The 18,292-nt window shown below is 65.3% G+C and carries 18 protein-coding genes and 1 rRNA gene; 7 read left to right on the top strand and 12 right to left on the bottom strand.

Annotated features, from left to right (window positions below):
* Positions 1 to 15 precede the first annotated feature (15 nt).
* On the top strand, positions 16 to 771 hold the full coding sequence (locus tag CFE35_RS21785) for a TIGR02186 family protein (RefSeq protein ID WP_292933921.1): 756 nt from the start codon (positions 16 to 18) through the stop codon (positions 769 to 771).
* A 111-nt stretch (positions 772 to 882) separates the two neighbouring features.
* Positions 883 to 2,619, top strand: a complete 1,737-nt coding sequence (locus tag CFE35_RS21780) for a DUF87 domain-containing protein (RefSeq protein WP_292933917.1) — start codon at positions 883 to 885, stop codon at positions 2,617 to 2,619.
* A gap of 50 nt (positions 2,620 to 2,669) precedes the next feature.
* On the opposite strand, the gene CFE35_RS21775 is transcribed toward CFE35_RS21780, so the two are convergent.
* From CFE35_RS21775 to CFE35_RS21755, 5 genes are all read right to left on the bottom strand, one after another.
* Entirely contained in the window at positions 2,670 to 2,942 is a 273-nt protein-coding gene (locus tag CFE35_RS21775; protein WP_292933915.1) for a type II toxin-antitoxin system RelE/ParE family toxin, read from the bottom strand.
* A complete protein-coding gene (locus tag CFE35_RS21770) occupies positions 2,926 to 3,153 on the bottom strand; it encodes a TraY domain-containing protein (protein ID WP_292933913.1) in 228 nt (75 codons plus the stop codon). Before CFE35_RS21770 ends, CFE35_RS21775 begins: the two co-directional genes overlap by 17 nt.
* Positions 3,154 to 3,240: 87 nt before the next feature.
* Positions 3,241 to 4,713 carry an MATE family efflux transporter gene (locus CFE35_RS21765; protein ID WP_292933911.1) on the bottom strand — a complete coding sequence of 491 codons (1,473 nt, stop codon included), beginning with the start codon at positions 4,711 to 4,713 and terminating at the stop codon, positions 3,241 to 3,243.
* Positions 4,713 to 5,231: a DUF177 domain-containing protein gene (locus tag CFE35_RS21760; protein WP_292933909.1), complete on the bottom strand. Its 519-nt coding sequence runs from the start codon at positions 5,229 to 5,231 to the stop codon at positions 4,713 to 4,715. The genes CFE35_RS21765 and CFE35_RS21760 overlap by 1 nt, the downstream gene beginning before the upstream one ends.
* Positions 5,228 to 5,743 carry a ubiquinol-cytochrome C chaperone family protein gene (locus CFE35_RS21755; protein ID WP_292933907.1) on the bottom strand — a complete coding sequence of 172 codons (516 nt, stop codon included), beginning with the start codon at positions 5,741 to 5,743 and terminating at the stop codon, positions 5,228 to 5,230. Before CFE35_RS21755 ends, CFE35_RS21760 begins: the two co-directional genes overlap by 4 nt.
* A gap of 192 nt (positions 5,744 to 5,935) precedes the next feature.
* On the opposite strand from CFE35_RS21755, the gene CFE35_RS21750 reads away from it, so the two are divergent.
* The 3 genes from CFE35_RS21750 to hslU are packed head-to-tail and all read left to right on the top strand — an operon-like array spanning position 5,936 to position 8,398.
* Entirely contained in the window at positions 5,936 to 6,439 is a 504-nt protein-coding gene (locus CFE35_RS21750) for an outer membrane protein assembly factor BamE (RefSeq protein WP_292933905.1), read from the top strand.
* Positions 6,440 to 6,483: 44 nt separating this feature from the next.
* Positions 6,484 to 7,041, top strand: a complete 558-nt coding sequence (gene hslV, locus CFE35_RS21745) for an ATP-dependent protease subunit HslV (RefSeq protein WP_292933903.1) — start codon at positions 6,484 to 6,486, stop codon at positions 7,039 to 7,041.
* A gap of 55 nt (positions 7,042 to 7,096) precedes the next feature.
* Positions 7,097 to 8,398, top strand: coding sequence for an ATP-dependent protease ATPase subunit HslU (hslU, locus tag CFE35_RS21740; protein WP_292933901.1), 1,302 nt, complete (start codon positions 7,097 to 7,099; stop codon positions 8,396 to 8,398).
* On the opposite strand, the gene CFE35_RS21735 is transcribed toward hslU, so the two are convergent.
* Positions 8,395 to 9,765 carry a peptide MFS transporter gene (locus CFE35_RS21735; protein ID WP_292933899.1) on the bottom strand — a complete coding sequence of 457 codons (1,371 nt, stop codon included), beginning with the start codon at positions 9,763 to 9,765 and terminating at the stop codon, positions 8,395 to 8,397. The genes hslU and CFE35_RS21735 overlap by 4 nt on opposite strands.
* A gap of 143 nt (positions 9,766 to 9,908) precedes the next feature.
* Between CFE35_RS21735 and CFE35_RS21730 the strand changes: the two genes are divergently transcribed.
* Positions 9,909 to 10,109, top strand: a complete 201-nt coding sequence (locus tag CFE35_RS21730; RefSeq protein ID WP_292933919.1) for a DUF1737 domain-containing protein — start codon at positions 9,909 to 9,911, stop codon at positions 10,107 to 10,109.
* Between the two features lie 4 nt (positions 10,110 to 10,113).
* On the opposite strand, the gene CFE35_RS21725 is transcribed toward CFE35_RS21730, so the two are convergent.
* The 6 genes from CFE35_RS21725 to CFE35_RS21700 all read right to left on the bottom strand — a co-directional run bounded on the left by CFE35_RS21725 (position 10,114) and on the right by CFE35_RS21700 (position 17,360).
* Complete coding sequence (locus CFE35_RS21725; RefSeq protein ID WP_292933897.1) at positions 10,114 to 10,851, bottom strand: hypothetical protein; 738 nt, start codon at positions 10,849 to 10,851, stop codon at positions 10,114 to 10,116.
* A gap of 23 nt (positions 10,852 to 10,874) precedes the next feature.
* Positions 10,875 to 12,713, bottom strand: coding sequence for an ABC transporter ATP-binding protein/permease (locus tag CFE35_RS21720; protein ID WP_292933895.1), 1,839 nt, complete (start codon positions 12,711 to 12,713; stop codon positions 10,875 to 10,877).
* Between the two features lie 52 nt (positions 12,714 to 12,765).
* Positions 12,766 to 13,683, bottom strand: a complete 918-nt coding sequence (locus CFE35_RS21715; RefSeq protein ID WP_292933893.1) for an aspartyl protease family protein — start codon at positions 13,681 to 13,683, stop codon at positions 12,766 to 12,768.
* 73 nt (positions 13,684 to 13,756) lie between these two features.
* Positions 13,757 to 15,298 (bottom strand): oligosaccharide flippase family protein, encoded by a 1,542-nt coding sequence (locus CFE35_RS21710; RefSeq protein WP_292933891.1) that lies wholly within the window; start codon positions 15,296 to 15,298, stop codon positions 13,757 to 13,759.
* Positions 15,295 to 16,293 (bottom strand): glycosyltransferase family A protein, encoded by a 999-nt coding sequence (locus tag CFE35_RS21705; RefSeq protein ID WP_292933889.1) that lies wholly within the window; start codon positions 16,291 to 16,293, stop codon positions 15,295 to 15,297. The genes CFE35_RS21710 and CFE35_RS21705 overlap by 4 nt, the downstream gene beginning before the upstream one ends.
* Before the next feature lie 2 nt (positions 16,294 to 16,295).
* Positions 16,296 to 17,360 carry a glycosyltransferase family A protein gene (locus CFE35_RS21700; protein WP_292933887.1) on the bottom strand — a complete coding sequence of 355 codons (1,065 nt, stop codon included), beginning with the start codon at positions 17,358 to 17,360 and terminating at the stop codon, positions 16,296 to 16,298.
* A gap of 552 nt (positions 17,361 to 17,912) precedes the next feature.
* Here CFE35_RS21700 and CFE35_RS21695 point away from each other — a divergent pair.
* Positions 17,913 to 18,292: ribosomal RNA gene (locus CFE35_RS21695) — 16S ribosomal RNA — on the top strand; the annotation flags it as partial.

Raw genomic sequence — 18,292 nt, 5'->3', positions numbered from 1 at the left:
GGTGGTGACGAAGTGATCGCACGGATCGCCGCGCTGCTCCTGGTGCTCGTGCTGTGCGGCGGCGCGCGTGATCCGATCCTCGTGCCCGAAATCTCCCAGCATGAAATTCAGGTGCGGCAAGGTTTTACCGGAGCGGACCTGTTGCTGTTCGGGGCGATCCTGACGCCTGAAGGCGCACGCGCGGCAGGCGACTATGACATCGTCGTGCTGCTCGAAGGGCCAGCGCGGTCGATCGTGGTGCGCGAGAAGAAGCAAGTTGCGGGGATCTGGATCAACGCCAGCAGCACCGAGTTCCGCTCGGCGCCGAGCTTCTATGCGCTGGCTTCATCGCGGCCCATCGCCGATCTGGTCGATGGCAAGACGGCGGCGATCTACGAGATGGGGCTGAAGTGGCTCCAGCTTTCGCCGGTGGGCGTGATCGATCCCTCGGAGCAGAAGCGCTTCTCCGATGGCCTCGTCGATCTGATGCGGCGCCAGAGCCTCTATCAGGAGAGCGAACATGCCGTGAAGATCAGCGGGCAAGTGCTCTATCAGGCGCGCATTGCGCTGCCCTCCAGCGTGCAGACAGGCACTTACACCGCCGAAACCTTTGCGGTGAGCAATGGGCGGGTGGTCGCCTCCGCGATCTCGCGCGTGACGGTGCGCAAGGAAGGTTTCGAGCGGCTGGTGGCTTACAATGCGCAGGCCAATGGGTTTCTCTACGGATTGTTCGCCGTCGTCGTCTCGATCTCGATGGGCTGGATCGCGGGCCGTCTGTTTGCCCTGATCTGACGATCATCGCCCCAAGGTGCGCCCTGCCGCGCGCCCTGATTATCCAGTTTTTAACCGTCGAAGGTTAGGTCTGAGGCCCAAGAAGCCGTTTCAGGCGGGGATCAGGTGACGATGAACGACATGAGCATCAATGGCCACGACAATGCTGGTCTGGCTTCGTCCGCCGACCTCGCGGCCAATGGTGCGCAACCTGCGGTCAGCACGGAGGCCCGCAGCGCGCCCCGCCCCGCCGCTACCGACAATGCCCGCCGCCCGATCGGCTATGTGCTCGATGTTTCAGGCGCAGGCAGCGCGATCGCGCTCGATCTGACGCGGCTGGAAGAGTGTATGGTCGATGGCGACCCCTCGATTTCGCTCGCCGGGCAAGTCGGCAGCCAGCTCAAGATCCGCGTCGGCAATGGTTGGCTCCTCGCCAGCGTGCGCACGCAGCGCCAGGACATGACCGCGGGCCACGACGGCGTGATCATCGCGCAAGTCGATTTCCTGGGCGAAGGCGATGAAGAGCGCCTGACCGGCAAGATCTATGGTTTTCGGCGCGGTGTGACGCGTTATCCGGTGCCCGGATCGCCGATCTATCCCGCCACCAGCACCGACCTTCGCCAGATCTACGCCAGCGACGGGCGCACCAACGTGACCATCGGCACGGTGTTTCCCACGCGCGACATTCGCGCCGGGCTCTATGTCGATGCGTTGCTTGGCAAGCACTTCGCGCTGCTCGGTTCGACCGGCACCGGCAAATCGACCAGCGCCGCGCTGATCCTGCACCGCATCTGCGAACTGGCCCCGGAAGGCCATATCGTGATGATCGACCCGCATGGCGAATACATGCAGGCGTTCCGCAATCACGGCCAGCTGCTCGACGTCTCGAACCTCAACATGCCCTATTGGCTGATGAACTTCGAGGAGCACTGCGAGGTATTCCTCACCTCGACCGGGACCGACCGCCAGATCGATTCCGACATTCTCGGCAAGTGCCTGCTCGCGGCGCGGCACAAGAACCGACTGGCCGAACAGATCGGCAAGATCACGGTCGATTCGCCGATCCCCTATCTGCTGTCTGATCTGCTCAACATCCTCAACAACGAGATGGGCAAGCTCGACAAGGGCCACACCTCGGTGCCCTATCAGCGGATCAAGACCAAGATCGAGGAGCTGCGCGGCGATCCGCGCTATCAGTTCATGTTCTCCGGGATGCTGGTGGGTGATACGATGGCCGAATTCATCAGCCGCGTGTTCCGCCTGCCCTCGCACGGCAAGCCGATCTCGATCATCGATGTTTCGGGCGTGCCTTCGGAAATCACCTCGACCGTGGTTGCTGTGCTTTCGCGCCTCGTGTTCGATTATGCGATCTGGTCGCGCGACGAGGAAACGCGGCCCATCCTGCTGGTTTGCGAAGAAGCGCACCGCTATGTGCCGGCGGAGAAAAACAATGATGGCTCTTCGGTGGGCCGCATCCTTTCGCGCATCGCCAAGGAAGGCCGCAAATACGGCGTTTCCTTGGGCCTCATCACCCAGCGTCCTTCCGATCTTGCCGAAGGCGTGCTCAGCCAGTGCGGCACGATCATCGCCATGCGCCTCAACAACGAGCGCGATCAGGCTTTTGTGAAGGCCGCGATGCCCGAAGGCGCGCGCGGGTTCCTCGATTCGATCCCGGCGCTGCGCAACCGCGAATGCATCATCTGCGGTGAAGGCGTCTCGATTCCGATCCGCGTCGCGTTCGATGAACTGCACAGCGACTTGCGCCCGGCTTCGGCGGACCCATCGTTCTCCGAACTGTGGGGCCGCACGGGCGGCGAGGAAATGGCCGTCGAACGGACAGTGCAGCGCTGGCGTGCGCAATCGCGGTAAGGAAGAAGCGCATTTTGCGGTGGCCAACAGCGCCATCGGCGCAACTGGCCCTACCGCCGGTAAACCTCACGCCGGTGGCCGATGCGCACCACGGTGATCAGCACCACGCCACCCTCAATATCCGCGATCACGCGCCAATCACCCACCCGGTACTTCCAAAAATCGCCGAGATCCTTTCCGCGCAGTGCCTCGCCGATGCTTCGCGGATCGTCCAGCGGGGCGATGCGGCTTTGCAGGAAGGTCAGGATGCGTTTGGCGACTTGGGGATCAAGTTTGCGGAGTTGCCTGGCGGCGCTATTGGCGAACTCAATCCGCCAGGCCATATTCACTCAGCAGGTCACTCAAGGGAACAAGCGCTTCGGCTCCGGCGCGCACGCGGGCGAGGACTTCGGCGGAAAGGTGGGCGTCCTCCAGATCGTCGATATGTTCGACGATGGCCTCGACGGCGTAGAACGTCTTTGACCTGCCTGTCAGCGCGGAAAGCGCGGCGAGGCGGCTTTCGACATCTTTGGGAAGGCGAAGCGATATCGGCATGATCAAGGTTTAGCATTGCGATACGTGTATCGCAATCATCGGGATGCAAGGGCATTGGCCCTTTCCCGCCGGAGGCTCCATTCGTCCTTACAGCGCCGGGGCCATCCGCCCATCGCATTCTCCGTCCGCATGGGTTTCCTCGCTGCATTCGTCCTGATCGACGACGCGCGCCTTTTGCCGCCAGCCGGGGCGGCGGTAGGCCACGGTGGCCATGAGCGTTGCAGCGGCGGAGCCGACGGGGAAGGACAGCCAGATCGCATCGGGGCCAAGCGCGGGGTAGGCAAGCGCATAGAAGCCGAGACGGACAGGGTACATCGCGGCACCGAGCACGATGATCGGCGCGATCACCACGCCGCCCGCGCGCATCGTGCCGAACAGGACGATGGTCATGCCGAACAGGACATAGCTCCAGCTGGCGATGAACTGGATGTGGCGCGCGGCATCGACAGCCGGGCTGGTCGGGCCAAGGAACAAGGTGAGCACCGGGCGATCGAACGCGAGGAGCAGGAGCGTGAGCGCGCCGGTGATGGAGATATTCAGGATCAGCCCGGCGCGGGTGATCTTGCCGAGGCGGTCTGCAAGGCCTGCGCCGATGGTCTGCGCGGCCATGGCGCTCAAGGCGGCGGAAATCGCCATCGCGGGCATCTGCAGGTAGGTCCACACTTGCAACGAGGCACCGTAGGCCGCGCTGAGCATCGCGCCTTCCTGGTTGACGAGGCCGATCATGATCAGGCCCGAGGCCGAGATCATCAGCATCTGCGCGCCCATCGGCAGGCCTTTGACGAGGATGTAGCGAAGCTCTGCCCGCTGGGGGATGAGGTACGCCAGTTCGCGGCCGCGCAGGCGCAGCGGGAGATTGCGCGCATAGACGTAGACGATCAGCCCGGCCATCGAGACATAGGCGGCAATGGCGGTGGCGAGCGCGGACCCGGCGATGCCGAATGCCGGGATCGGGCCGAACCCGGCGATCAGCAGCGGATTGAGCGCGATATCGAGCACGACCGAGACGACCATGAAACGCAGCGAGGTTTGTGCATCCCCCGCGCCGCGCAGGCCCATGCCGACAATGACGGTGATCGTGGAGGCGGGCATCGCGACGAAGATCAGTCGCAGATAGGTGAGCGCATAGCCGAAGATTTCGGGCGGCGTGCGCATCGCGGTGAGCAAGTGCGGGGTGAGCAGCCAGCCGAGCGGGGCGAGCACGAATGAGAGGCCGACGCACAGGCCGATGGCGGTGCCGAAAGTGCGCCGCGCGGCGTCCGGCTGGCCTGCGCCGAACGACTGCCCGATCTTGACCGTGGCGGCCATGCCGAACCCGAACACGGCGGCGAAGACGAGGAACATCACGACGTTGGCATTGGCGGTGGCGGCGAGCGCCGAATCGCCCAGCAGGCGGCCGACCCAGATCGAATTGACCGAGCCGTTGAGCGCCTGAAGGATGTTCGAGGCGAGCGTGGGCGCGCTGAAGATCAGCAGGGTGGAGAGGATCGGCCCTTGCGTGAGATCCCTGTGGCCCTGGCCTTGGCCCTGGCCCCGACGTTCGGGAGCGCGCTGGCCCATCAGTCCTTCTTCAGCGCGGCGAGCGCGGCGAAGGGGCCGGTGGGGGTTTCGCCATCGAGGCCGTGGCGCGCGCGGAAGGCATCGGCGTTCGGCCCCTCGGCGAACAGATCGATGGCAAGCGCGAGGGTCTGCGCGACAGCTTCGCCGAGATCGAAGGCGCTGCCGTCGTATTCGATTTCATCGCAATCATCGGCGGTGAGTTCGATTTCCTCGTCCGGCGTGATCGCGCCTGCGGGCGGGATGAAGCGCAAGTGGATCGGCTCATCGATATGGACGGGAAAATCTTCGGCCGAGACGCGGCAGGGCTGGATCACATTGGCAACAAGGCGGCCGGTGGCGGTGACGCGTTCGCCTTCGCGCGCGAGCGCGATGTCGGCGCGCATCATCGGGATCGCGGTGATGGCGAAGCGCCCGGCGAGGCGGCGGCGCGCGGCCTCATCGGGTTCGAGCACGAGCGGCACGTCGTTCACTTGCCTGAGGTCGATCATCAAGGAATATTCGTGCGTCGGCGCGGTCATCGTCCGATTTCTCCGGCGAGCACGCGGAAGCCCGGCACAAGCGCGAGCCCGGCGGAAAAAGCGCGGGCGCGCTGGGCGACGATCAGCGGATCGGCACCGGCATTGAGCGTGACATTGCGGGCAATCGCCTCGGCCATCGCCTGCTCGCCGCCTGCAAGACCCGTGCGATAGGCGCCAAGGCGGCCGCCGAGCGTGCCCATCAGCTTGCCGATGTGCTTGCCGACCACGACATCGCCCACGCCTTGTTCGCGCAGTTGGCCGTCCATGTCTTCCACGAACAGCTCGGTCAGCCGGGCGCTGGGGGCGATCAGGGTATCTTCGTGCTCCATGCGCAGCATCACGAGGCTGAGCACCAGCGTAACCATATCGAACCGGCCCGCCAGCGTATCGGCGACGCCGCAATCCCGGTACCATTCCTTCTCGCGCGCGATGGCGACGATGCGGTGCCACAGTTCGCGCACGGTATCGCGATCATCCTGCCGTATTCCGAACAGGCGGGCGAGGAGTGACATGGGCTGGTCTGTCCTTCTTGCGGGGCCGCGCCGGTTCAGCGCGGGGAAATGGGCGGAGCGCCATTGCAGTAATCCGCCGTGCGCCTTAAGGCACGTGGCGATAGACGGCGATATAGGGTGCGAAGGCCAATTGGCAAACGCCCCGATGGGCACGGGCAGACGGCCAGTGCCCCGGCGAGTTCGGAGTGACGCATGCTTGGAAATGGCTCGATCAAGGGATGGCGGGGCGGCATGGCGCTTTGTGCGCTGGCGCTCATGGCCAGCGGCTGTGCCAGCATCAAGGACCACCGCGGCTATCTGATCGATCCGGCGCTGACGAGTTCGGTGCAGCCGGGGATCGACAATCGCATGTCGGTTGAACGTGCGCTGGGCCAGCCGACGTTCAAAAGCGAGTTCGGCAAGCAGGTCTGGTACTACGTCTCGATCGACACGCGGCAGCGTCCGTTCAAGCGCCCGCAGGCGAAGGAACAGAACGTGCTGATGGTGAGCTTCGACGAGAAGGGCAACGTTTCCGGCGTGGAACGGCGCGGGATGGAAAAGGTCGTCTCGCTCAACCCCGATGGCCACCAGACCCCGACGCTGGGCCGCACGCGCAGCTTCTTTGAGGATCTGTTCGGCAATATCGGCTCGGTCGGCGCAGTTCCGGGCGGGCAGTTGCCGGGTGGGCCGCAGGGTTCCGGTCCGAACGGAAGCTGACCGCTTCCGCTTGAACCCTTGTTTGCGCGCCCCATATCGGGCGCATGACAGACAGACATTCCGCCCACGGGCTTGTGCAGTGGCACGGCACCACGATCATCGGGGTTCGCAAGAACGGCCGCACCGTCATTGCCGGTGACGGGCAGGTTTCCATGGGCAACACCGTGATGAAGCCCAATGCGCGGAAAGTTCGGCGCATCGGGGACGGCAAGGTGATTGCCGGGTTCGCGGGCGCGACGGCGGATGCCTTTACCCTGTTCGAGCGGCTGGAACGCAAGCTGGAGCAGCATCGCGGCCAGCTGATGCGCGCGGCGGTGGAACTCGCCAAGGACTGGCGGACCGACAAGTATCTGCGCAATCTCGAAGCGCTGATGATCGTCGCGGACGCCGAGACGATGCTGATCCTGACCGGCAATGGCGATGTGCTGGAGCCGGAAGGCGGAATCGCGGCGATTGGCTCCGGCGGGAACTATGCGCTGGCGGCGGCGAAGGCGCTCGATCCTTATGAGGACGATGCCGAGAAGATTGCACGGCGGGCGATGCAAGTGGCGGCGGAAGTGTGCGTCTTCACCAATGACCGCGTGACGCTGGAAGAGATCTGAGCGCGCAATCCCACCCAGAACCCCTCCCGCAAGCCGGAGGGGAGTGAGAGATTCCATGACCGATACCCTGACCCCCAAAGCCATTGTTGCCGCGCTCGATGCGCATATCGTTGGCCAAGCCGATGCCAAGCGGGCGGTGGCGGTGGCGCTGCGCAATCGTTGGCGGCGGCAGCGGCTGTCTGCCGAACTGCGCGACGAGGTGACGCCGAAGAACATCCTGATGATCGGGCCGACGGGCTGCGGCAAGACCGAGATCAGCCGGCGGCTGGCCAGGCTGGTGGATGCGCCGTTCGTGAAAGTGGAAGCGACCAAGTTCACCGAGGTCGGCTATGTCGGCCGCGATGTGGAGCAGATCGCGCGCGATCTGGTGGAAGAAGCGGTGCGGCTGGAGAAGGAGCGGCGGCGTGATGCGGTGCGCGAGGCGGCAAGCAAGGCGGCGATGGACCGGCTGCTCAAGGCCCTGGTGGGCGACGGCGCGAGCGAGGCGACGCGTGAGAGCTTCCGCCAGCGGATCAGCGAAGGCGCGATGAACGACGTCGAGGTCGAGATCGAGGTGGAGGACGCGCCCAGCAAGCCGATGGAGATCCCCGGCATGGGCGGCGGAGTCGGCATGATCAACCTCTCGGATATGATGGGCAAGGCGTTCGGCCAGAAGCCGCTGAAGCGCCGCAAGCTGCGCGTGGCGGACGCGTGGGACAAGCTGGTCGACGAAGAGGCCGAGAAGCGCATGGATCAGGACGACGTCGCGCGCGCGGCGCTGATCAATGCCGAGACGAACGGCATCGTGTTCATCGACGAGATCGACAAGATCGCGGTGAGCGATGTGCGCGGCGGCTCTGTCAGCCGCGAGGGCGTGCAGCGCGATTTGCTGCCGCTGATCGAGGGCACGACGGTGGCGACCAAATATGGGCCGATGAAGACCGATCACGTGCTGTTCATTGCATCGGGCGCGTTTCATGTGGCCAAGCCCAGCGACATGCTTCCCGAATTGCAGGGCCGCCTGCCGATCCGGGTGGAGCTGACGGCGCTGACCGAGGATGATTTCGTGCACATCCTCTCCTCGACGCGGGCCAATCTGGTGGAGCAATACCGCGCACTGCTGGCGACCGAGGAGGTGACGGTGGACTTCACGGAGGACGCGATCCGCGCGGTGGCGCGGACGGCGGCGCAAGTGAACGAGACGGTGGAGAACATCGGCGCGCGGCGGCTGCAGACGGTGATGGAAAAGCTGCTGGAGGATGTGAGCTTCGAGGCCGAGGACCGGCGCGGGACGACGGTGACGGTGGACGCGGCCTATGTGAGCGAGCGGCTGGCGGGGCTGGCGGGGAACACCGACCTATCCAAGTACATTCTCTAGGCTTCATCCTGCGCGAGGAGGCGGTTCAGCACCGGGGCGAGCAGCAGGATGGCTAGGCCCGCGCCGGTGCAGATCGCGGCGTTGATGAGCCAGAACGGGGCGGGGCCGAGGCTTTCATAGAGGCCGCCCATCCAGCCGCTCAGGATACTGCCGGCGGCGGTGGCGAGCATGCAGATGCCCACCAGCGTGCCGCGCAGGCTCTGCGGCGCGCGGGTGCCATAGAGCCCCATGATGACGGGCGCGTAGTACATCGCGCCGAAGTTCGACGAGATGTGGAACAATAGCGGGAGCGCGATGGGGGCGCGGCCCTCGGCATCGGCGAGGAGCGGCCCGGCGGCGAGCAGACCGACGCTGAGGCCGAAGATGACGCTGCCGATGGCAAGCTTGGTGAGCACATCGGGCTCGCGTCCGCGCCCTGCCTGCCTGGCCCAGATCCACAGGACGAGCGGGATGAATAGGCCCGGTGCGAGGCCATCGAGCGACTGGAACCACGGGACGGGCACTGAAAAGCCGCCGACATTCAGATCCACGCTGTCGCGCAGCCAGATGTTGTAGACGTTCCAGATCTGCGCCTGCGCGGTCCAGTATCCCACGACCAGAGGCCAGATGAGCAGCAGGCCAGCGACGCGGCGGCGTTCGCCGGGGGTGAGGGGTGGGCGCTTGCCCGAGGCCTCGGGCGCACGCTGTTGTTCTGCGGGGAGCCAGCGCTGGCCGCCGAGATAGAGCAGGAGGCCGATCATCATGCCGAACCCGGCAACCGCGAAGCCTGCGTGCCAGCCCCAGATCGCCGCGACGCTGCCGCTGAGGATCGGCGCAGCGGCAGCGCCGAAATTGATGCCGAGGTAGTAGTACTGGAAAGCGTTGACCTCGCGGCTGTCGCCATCGGCATAGAGCGATTTGACTTGCGCGGAGAGATTGCCGCGCAGGAGGCCCGCGCCGCTCATGAGTAGAACGAGCGCGATCAGGAACGTGCGGTCGAAGGCGAGTGCGAAGTGCCCTGCTGTCATCAGCGCCGCGCCGCCGCCGACCGCGAGCTTGCGGCCCGTTACCCGGTCGCCGATCCAGCCGCCGAGCAGGGGCAGGCCGGTGACGCAGGCGTAGTAGTAGCCGAAGGTTTGCAGCGCGAGCGCCTGCGCGCCGAGCGGGCCGGATGCGGCTTCGAGGAAGCCGCGGAAGTCGGCGAAGCCGATGACGGTGGCGACGCGTTCGGGCGCGAGCAGCAGGTCGCCAGTCATGTAGAGCACGAGCATGGCGACCATGCCGTGGAACGAGATCCGGTCCCACAATTCGGTCCCGGCGAGCACCCACAGCCCCTTGGGTTGGCCGAAAAGCTCTTCGCTGCGCTGCGGTAGTGCCTGATCCGCCATGATGTCCCCCACTCCCCGCGCAGGGTGAACGAACCGGCACGCTTTGCAAGGTTTCACGGGGGGCAAGGTTTCACGGGGGGCAAGGATTCACGGGGGCAAGGAACGGTGATGCAGGCGGGGCTGCCATGCTCTATACATCAGGGATGTACAGCACCCCCGAAGACCGCCCGATCTACCGCCTCCTCACCGGCAAGGACGACCGCGCCTTTTGCGAGCGCGTGTCCGAAGCGCTGATGCAGGGCTGGCGGCTCTATGGTTCGCCCACGATCACCTGGGATGAAGAGGGCGGCTGCATGAAAGCCGCGCAGGCGGTGGTGTGGCACGAGGCCGATGTGGTGAAGTGAGCTTTCAGTTGCCCGGCGTGTAGACCGTCAGGCTGGCCGGGTCGAACTCCGGCTGGTCATCGCCGAAAGCGTAGAACACGCCGATCCCGTCAAACAGGCGCCAATAGCTGTCGGTGCGGGCAGAGCGGCCATAGGGACCGCAAGGTTCATCGAGCGCGGCGGTCTTGCGGGCCTCGGCTGGGGGCAGATCGAACACCAGCGCGTCGATCGGATAGCCTTCGACATCTGGCGTGCGCAGGGCGCAATCGCGGACCTGCTTGGGCGACAGGCTGTTCATTACAAGCGCATGGACGGCTTCGTAAGGCGCGGGCTTGCCTTCCACAAGCGTGAGGGCGCGCTTGCCGGGCAGGACCTTGCTGCGTGCAGCTGCAGCATAGCGCAGTTCGAGCACACCCTGCTGGCTAGTGGGCTGGCTGTTGGACGGCCCGGGGGCTGCTTCGAGCCGCGCCACGGCCTCGCCGCAGCGCTGCGCGGCATAGAGCAGCCAGCGGCCAGCGCCGAGCGGGATTTCCTGCGCGGTAGTGTCGCAGCCGATTGGGGGCGTCCACGCGTTGCGGCGGGTGCTGGGCAGGCGGGCCATGGCGGCATCGCGGCACAGGCCGGAACCGGGGAGGAGGCCGCCGGCAGTGGCGCAGGGTTCGGCGGGTACGGCTGGGGCTGCTGATGCAGCGGCGGGCTGGTCCTGCGCGAGCGGAGCAGGCAGTGCGCCGGATAGGGCGGCGGCAAGGATGAAAAGGTGCATGGGTTTGTCCCGAAACCGAGAGCCTATTCCGCCGCTTCGCTGAGATCGGCCTGTTCGGCGGCCTGCCGCGCCCACATTTCAGCATAAAGACCATCGCGGCGCAGCAGTTCGGGATGGCTGCCGCTTTCGACGAGCCGCCCCTGATCGAGCACGAAGATGCAGTCCGAATCCGCGATGGTCGAAAGGCGGTGCGCGATCGAGATCGTGGTGCGCTGCTGGGCAAGGCCGCGCATCGTGGCGAGGATGTCCTGCTCGGTGCGCGTATCGAGCGCGCTGGTGGCTTCATCGAACAGGACGATGGGCGGGTTCTTGACCAGCGTGCGGGCGATGGCGACGCGCTGCTTTTCGCCGCCCGAAAGCTTGAGGCCGCGTTCGCCGACTTCGGTTTCGAAGCCCTTGGGCAGGCGTTCGATCAGCGGCATCAGCGCAGCGGCGCGGGCTGCGGCTTCGATATCCGCGGGGCCTGCGCCGTCGCGGCCATAGGCGATGTTGTAGCCAAGGCTTTCGTTGAACAGCACCGAATCTTGCGGAACGATGCCGAGCGCGGCGCGCAGGGATTTCTGGGTGACCGAGGCAATATCCTGCCCGTCGATCAGGATCCGCCCTTGCTGCGGATCGTAGAACCGGAACAGCAGGCGCGCGATGGTCGATTTGCCCGCGCCCGAGGGGCCGACGATGGCGACCTTGCTGCCGGCGGGAATTTCGAGGCTGAGGCCGTGGAGGATGGTGCGATCGGGATCATAGCCGAACACGACGTTTTCGAACACGACGGCGGGCTGGCGGATCAGCAGCGCGGGCGCGCCGGGGGCGTCGGATACTTCCTGCGGCTCGTCCATCAGCTTGAACATCGCGGCCATGTCGATCAGGCCCTGCCGGATGGTGCGGTAGACCATGCCGAGCATGTCGAGCGGGCGGAACAGCTGGGTCAGGTAGGTGTTGACGAAGACCACGTCGCCGACCGTGAGGCGGCCCTGCGCCCAGCCCCACACGGTATAGGCCATTGCGCCCGCCATCAGCAGATTGACGATCAGCGCCTGCGCGATGTTGAGCATGCCGAGCGAGTTTTCGCTCTTCACTGCGGCTTCGGCATAGGCGCGGGTGGCCGAGGCGTAGCGGGCTTCCTCGCGCACTTCGGCGCCGAAATACTTCACCGTCTCGTAGTTCAGCAGCGAATCGACTGCGCGGGCCATCGCCTGCCCATCGAGCCGGTTCATCTTCTCGCGCAGCGCGTTGCGCCATTCGGTGATCGTGCGCGTGGTCCACGCATAGAGCATGATGGCCAGCGCCGTGGCGGCAACGAGCGGCCAGCCGAAGCTGATGTAGAAGATCACCGCGACGGCGGCGAGTTCGATCACCGTGGGGGCGATGTTGAACAACAGGAAATAGAGCATCACATCGATGCTCTTGGTGCCGCGCTCGATCACCTTGGTGACTTCGCCGGTGCGGCGGGCAAGGTGGAAGCGCAAGGACAGCTTGTGCAGGCGGCTGAACACGTCTTCCGCCAACGCGCGGGTGGCGTCCTGCCCGACGCGTTCGAACACGATGTTGCGCAAGTTGTCGAACGCGACGCTGCTGAAACGGCCGAGCGCATAGGCCAGCACAAAGGCGAGCGCGACGGCATAGGCGCCGCTGGCGGTGCCAGCCGTCGTGCCCGGCAGGCTCATCGCATCGATGGCGCGCTTGTAGGCATAGGGGAGGGCAAGGGTGGTGGCCTTTGCGGCAAGGATCAGCAGCGTGGCGCCAATGATCCGCCGCCGCAGCACCGGATTGTCGCGCGGCCAGAGGTAGGGCAGGAAACGGCGCAGCGTGCCCCAGCCATCGTGGCGGGCATCGGCAGTGTTTGTTGCGGTATCTGGCGGCATTGTTCCCAGATAGGGGCTTTGGCGCGTTTCGCCAGCCCCAAGCGCTTACCGCTCAGAACCGGATCGGGATTTCCGCGCTGTCGGGCAGATCGAACAGGATGCGCTTGGTCGAGAAATCGATGGCGACGCGCTGGAACAGCTTGAGCTGGTTCATCCCCATGAACATCGCGGGCCGCTTGACCATCTCCAGTTTGTCGAAGGCCGGGGTGTCGGCAAACACGAGCATCGCATTGCTCATCGTCATCGTGCCGAGTTTGACCGTGCGGGCCATGGCGATATCGGCGGTGATGATCTGGCCCGTGACGGACTGGAGCTCGGTCGTCTCGCCCTTGTGGCGCTTGGCGAGCGCCTTTTGCAGGGCGCGGTTGCCGATCGAGGTATCAGAGCCGGTGTCGATCACGATATCGGTGCGCACGCCGTCGATCACGGCATTGGTCATGATCAGCTGGCCCGAGCGGCGGCGGGCCTGCACCACGATCTCGAACCCGCGTCCGCCGCCGAGTTGCATCGCATCGCCGATGGTCATGCGTTTGCGCGTGAAATCGAGGAGGACGCGCTGGTCCTGCAGGCTGTCGAGCCCGATGATGCCGTCCGCGCCGATGTTGCTGCCTTCGAGCAATGGGGCGGTGAGGCCGTAGAAGCTGCGGCGGCCGAGGTTGATCTCATCTATTTCAACGAGATCGACGCTCTGCGTGCCGGCAATGCCGATGAGGAGGCCTTGCCCCGAGGTGGGCAGGCGCAGGCGCGTGGCGATATCGCGGGCGAGCACAGTGCGTTCGGCCCCGGTATCGACAAGGAAATCGAAGGGACCAGCCGAGCCGCCATGATGCCCGATCCGCACGGGGACGGTCATGCGGTCGTGCCGGTCGATGTCGGCCTTCACGATCTCCACGTCGCCTTGCGGCGGGGGCAGCGGTGCGGGGGTGGCCAGCGCGAGTGCGCCGGTGGCGGTGATGGCCAGAATGCCCATGGCGTCCTTCTCCTGCGCCGCAGCTTACGCCTTTCCCGCTAAGCTGCCTACGGGAAACAGTAGGTCGCCCGGATCAGGAGAGGGAGATGCTGGCGCGGCGCTGGCGCAGGCCCGCGATGACCTCACCCAAAAGGCCGGTGATCTCGCCAAACAGCGGATGCCCGGCAATGCGCAGTGCGATCAGCCAGAAGAACGCGCCCGCAGCAGCGGTGGACAGCATCTGGAACGCGCCGGCTTCGGCGGCGGGGTGCCACACTTCATAGCTGATCAGCACCGGGGCGATGGCGGCCGCTGTGACGGTGAGGCTGCGAAAGTAGATCACGCCGAGATCGCGCCAGGCAAGGCCCAGCATCTCGCGCTGGAGCGGGGCATAGATCGCGATGAACACGAGGCCGTGGGCAAAGCGCGAGATAGCCACCCAGATCAGGCCGAACGGCGCGGCGATGGCGAGAAACAGCACGGATGTCAGCGTTTCCAGCACGGTGCAACGCAGCAGGCTTTTCGTGCGGCCGAGCAGGACGGGGAGATCGCCGTTGAGCGGGAGCGCAACATAGCACAGCTGCGAGAGCGCGACCCAGCCAAGCAGCGGGGCGGCGGCCATCCACCGCTCGCCATACAGTAGGTGGATGATCGGCTGAGCGAGGACCGCTATCCCCGCCATGGCTGGCCAGGTGACGCCAGTATAGGCGGCCACGACGCGCAAGTAGGGCGGCCCGAGCGGCTCGCCATTATCGCGCACGCGGCGGAAGGCGGGATAGAACACGCCGGTAACCGCACCCGCCACGAGCAGGCGCAATTGCAGCGCAAGGCCCGAAGCGCGCGCGAACAGGCCGACAGCGGCGGTATCGATCAGGCGGCCGATGACGAGTTCGGGCGCGCGGCCGGTGATCGAATAGGCGGTGGCCAGCACGCTGTTGGTGGCCCCGAGGCGCAGGATCGGTTCGGCCCCGCCAAGCCGCAGCGGCCAGGGCAGCATGAACCCGGCACGCCACTGGCTGATGACAAGGCGCGCTGCCTGCTGGGCGAACGCCCCCCACGCGAGCGCGATTCCGCCATAGCCCAAGACCCCGAGGGTGATCGCGACGGCGGCGTTGGCGATGGAGGAGCCGACCTCGATCATCGTGTTCGACTTGTAGTCCATCCGCCGCTGGCAGGTGGCCTGCGGGACAATCGCGAGCGGCACGAGGAGGTAGGAACAGGCAATCACCAACGCGACCGGGCGCAGCGCGGGATCATGATAGAATGCGGCGATGGGGCCTGAGGCGAGGATGGCGAGAAGGCCGATGCTCCACGCGAAAGTGACCGAGATCGTGAACGCCGTCTGGAGCTTTTGCGCGGTCAGCTCGCGCTCGCCGTTGATATAGCGGTTGACGCCGAAGTCCTGCAGGAAGGCGACCAGCGTGACCGCCGCGAAGGCGATCGAGAACAGGCCGAGGTCTGCCGGGGTGATGAACCAGCGCGCGAGCACGATGCTGGCGGCGAACTGGATCGCGAAGGAGGAATATTGCGAGACCAGCGCCCACGCGGCGGCCGTGCGCACCGACATGGCGGGGGGCAGATCGGCGAGGTCTGCCGCAAGCCGGTCGGCGCGGCTGGGATTGGCGGCGCGCGTCATGCCGCGTGCCTGGCGAGTTGGAGCGCGGTACGGGCGGCCTGAAGCAGGCGTCCGGCGCGCAGCATGCGGGCCGCGACGCGCCAGAGTTCGGCGCTGGGACCAGCGTCGGCGATATGGCCGAGGAGCGCGTCCCAGCCTTCGTTCGCAAGTGCACCGGGCGCATAGAGCGCGCGGGCGACGATGCGGCGGCGGACATAGGCTGCGCTGCCGGGGCCGAGCAGCGCATCGAGCGCGTTCGTGGCGGGCAGGGCGGCAAGGCCTGCAGTGGGATCGGTGCCGTGTTCGATCACCGCGCGATGCGCCAGCCATGCGATGGCAGCATGACGGGCCTGGGTGATGATGTGGCGCGAAGAGACCTGGCCGGGGGTGATGCGGTAATCGAGCAGGCACTCGGGCAGGTTGTGCAGCCGGGTCTTGCGGCTGAGCCGCAGCCACAGATCCTGATCTTCGGCATGGGTATAGGCGCTGCGATAGCCGCCCGCCGCAAGCACCAGCTCGCGGCGGACCATGATGACGCTGTGGCAGAGGTTTGGGCCGTCTTCGAGATTGCGCACGATGCCATCGTGATCGCGTGGCCGGTTGATCGGGGCCTTGGGCGCGGGCTTGCCGCCCGCGTAGATATAGCGCGTATCCGCCCCGACAAGGCCGTGATCGGCATGGGCCATGAGGAAGGCATGCTGGCGGGCGAGCCGTTCCGGGTGGCAGACGTCGTCTGCATCGAACCGGGCGACGATGGGCGCGCGGGCTTCGGCAAACAGCTGGTTGAGGCTGAAGACGAGGCCGCGATTGGGGCGCGAGATCACGCGGATGCGCGGATCGCGTGCGGCAAAGCTTTCGGCAATCGTGCGAGTGGCATCGGTGGAGCCATCGTCGAGCAGGAGGAATTCGAAATCGGCGAATGTCTGCGCGAGCACGCTCTCGATGGCGGGCGCGAGATGGGCGGCGCCATTATAGACACTCATCGCAACGGTGATCGCTGGGGCGGGCTGCGCCATGTTCATCCCTCGACCTCAAGGAAGCTGGGATAGACGGCAGAGCCTGCCGCACCGCGGCTGTGGGCGCGGCGGCGCCAGCGCAACATCGGGCGGGCGAGGACGGGGAAGAAGTGCCACAGCAGGAAGGAGGCGCGCCAGGTGATGCCGCTGACCTGCTGGCGTGCACGCCTGAGTTCGACAAGGCCGCGCCGGGTATCGCCATCGACGATGCAATCAATCGCATGTTCGAAGGCCAGTGCGGCGCGGCTGTCCGCCAGCAGGCGATCGAGCAGCGCAATCTCGGGTGCATGGGCGGGAAGCGCGGCGCGGGCTTTCTCGTATGTCCGGATATTGCCGAGCAGCATCCGCCCGGCATTGGCTGATGCGCTGCCGGGCCGGACCCGGTATTGGGCGAGCACTTCGGGTACATAGCGCGCCGTGCCGCCCAGCATCATCAGGCGGACCCACAGATCAAAGTCTTCCGACTGCGCCATGCGGGTATCGAAACCGCCGACCGCGGCGAAATCCGCACGACGGAAGGTGGTGCCGATATAGACGTTGAACGAACGGTCGAGCACATCTTCGAGGCGGCCCTGCAGGGCATGCGGGCGCTCCACGCAATTGCGCAGCCGCGCAACCGCACCGAATATCTGGGCATTGCAGGTCACGAGGCGGACATCGGGATCCGCTTCAAGGATCGGCACGACTGTGGCGAGGTAGTCCGGGCGGAACAGATCATCGCCATCGAGCAGCGCAACAAGCGGCGCCCTAGCCTCGGCGATGGCGGTGTTGCGCGCAGTGGAGACACCGTGATTGGCGGTTGCAAGGAACCGGATCCGTGGATCGCCAAGGAACGGCGCGACCGCCCCGGAGACGTCATCGGGTGCACCGTCATCGATGACGATGCATTCCCACTGGCTGAACGTCTGGTGCTGGAGGGAGGTCAAAGCCTCGCCGAGCAAGTGGGCAACCCCATAGGCCGGTACGATCACGCACACACGCGGGCTCTCGTGCGCGGGCACGGAAAGAGCGCTGTCCATGCCTGCAATCTTGGCGGGCGCGGAAGCGTGAGGAGAATCGCTGGTCATGTCCGATCCGGACTAGCCCGAAGGCGCTTAAGGTTTTGCTTACGATGGCGAGTCGGGACGAAATCGGCGCGATTCTGCGAAAATTCAGAGGGTGATTCGTCTGGCTGAGGAATCCCGGAGGACCGAGCGGTACCGCAAAGTGCCGAGATCCCGGGGCCTTTGAAGCTTGTTTCAATAAAAATACAGAAACCCGTTGACGGGTCGGAACCCCCTCCATATATGCCCGTTCACCGGCAGGGACGGCGGCTTCGCTTCCCCTTCAACCGGTCGCCAACATAGACGGACACCAAGTCCCCCGGTAGGAAAATCGGGGAGTGCTGGTTGTCCGCCAAATTTGTTTGGTGGGTTCTTTGACATTGTTAGTTTAGATGAAGGGACATGTGGGCGACGGCGCCCGGTTCTGAGGGTCTTTGGGCCTCGGAAACCGGTAACCAAGTCGATGCCAAAGCATGTCCTTACGTAACCATACGTTTGACAAGTGCAGGTATCGGCTCCCGAAGTTAGGTATCGTGCGGTTGGCGGGTTTTTCCCGTGCCGTGAGATATTTTGACAAAACTTGAGAGTTTGATCCTGGCTCAGAACGAACGCTGGCGGCATGCCTAACACATGCAAGTCGAACGAGACCTTCGGGTCTAGTGGCGCACGGGTGCGTAACGCGTGGGAATCTGCCCTTTGCTTCGGAATAACAGTTAGAAATGACTGCTAATACCGGATGATGTCTTCGGACCAAAGATTTATCGGCAAAGGATGAGCCCGCGTAGGATTAGGTAGTTGGTGGGGTAAAGGCCTACCAAGCCGACGATCCTTAGCTGGTCTGAGAGGATGATCAGCCACACTGGGACTGAGACACGGCCCAGACTCCTACGGGAGGCAGCAGTGGGGAATATTGGACAATGGGCGAAAGCCTGATCCAGCAATGCCGCGTGAGTGAT

It is taken from the genome of Novosphingobium sp. PASSN1 (assembly GCF_002278815.1).
Note: the sequence above shows the minus strand (reverse complement) of the source record. Positions and strands in the feature narration are given on the sequence as shown.

Coding starts and splice junctions, on each gene's coding strand:
- CFE35_RS21765 (WP_292933911.1), bottom strand. CDS start 4,713: ATGGGCCAGCGCGCTCCCGAACGTCGGGGCCAGGGCCAAGGCCAGGGC.
- CFE35_RS21750 (WP_292933905.1), top strand. CDS start 5,936: ATGCTTGGAAATGGCTCGATCAAGGGATGGCGGGGCGGCATGGCGCTT.
- CFE35_RS21720 (WP_292933895.1), bottom strand. CDS start 12,713: ATGCCGCCAGATACCGCAACAAACACTGCCGATGCCCGCCACGATGGC.
- CFE35_RS21725 (WP_292933897.1), bottom strand. CDS start 10,851: ATGCACCTTTTCATCCTTGCCGCCGCCCTATCCGGCGCACTGCCTGCT.
- CFE35_RS21710 (WP_292933891.1), bottom strand. CDS start 15,298: ATGACGCGCGCCGCCAATCCCAGCCGCGCCGACCGGCTTGCGGCAGAC.
- CFE35_RS21775 (WP_292933915.1), bottom strand. CDS start 2,942: ATGGCCTGGCGGATTGAGTTCGCCAATAGCGCCGCCAGGCAACTCCGC.
- hslV (WP_292933903.1), top strand. CDS start 6,484: ATGACAGACAGACATTCCGCCCACGGGCTTGTGCAGTGGCACGGCACC.
- CFE35_RS21700 (WP_292933887.1), bottom strand. CDS start 17,360: ATGACCAGCGATTCTCCTCACGCTTCCGCGCCCGCCAAGATTGCAGGC.
- CFE35_RS21735 (WP_292933899.1), bottom strand. CDS start 9,765: ATGGCGGATCAGGCACTACCGCAGCGCAGCGAAGAGCTTTTCGGCCAA.
- CFE35_RS21780 (WP_292933917.1), top strand. CDS start 883: ATGAACGACATGAGCATCAATGGCCACGACAATGCTGGTCTGGCTTCG.
- CFE35_RS21760 (WP_292933909.1), bottom strand. CDS start 5,231: ATGACCGCGCCGACGCACGAATATTCCTTGATGATCGACCTCAGGCAA.
- CFE35_RS21705 (WP_292933889.1), bottom strand. CDS start 16,293: ATGGCGCAGCCCGCCCCAGCGATCACCGTTGCGATGAGTGTCTATAAT.
- CFE35_RS21715 (WP_292933893.1), bottom strand. CDS start 13,683: ATGGGCATTCTGGCCATCACCGCCACCGGCGCACTCGCGCTGGCCACC.
- CFE35_RS21755 (WP_292933907.1), bottom strand. CDS start 5,743: ATGTCACTCCTCGCCCGCCTGTTCGGAATACGGCAGGATGATCGCGAT.
- hslU (WP_292933901.1), top strand. CDS start 7,097: ATGACCGATACCCTGACCCCCAAAGCCATTGTTGCCGCGCTCGATGCG.
- CFE35_RS21730 (WP_292933919.1), top strand. CDS start 9,909: ATGTACAGCACCCCCGAAGACCGCCCGATCTACCGCCTCCTCACCGGC.
- CFE35_RS21770 (WP_292933913.1), bottom strand. CDS start 3,153: ATGCCGATATCGCTTCGCCTTCCCAAAGATGTCGAAAGCCGCCTCGCC.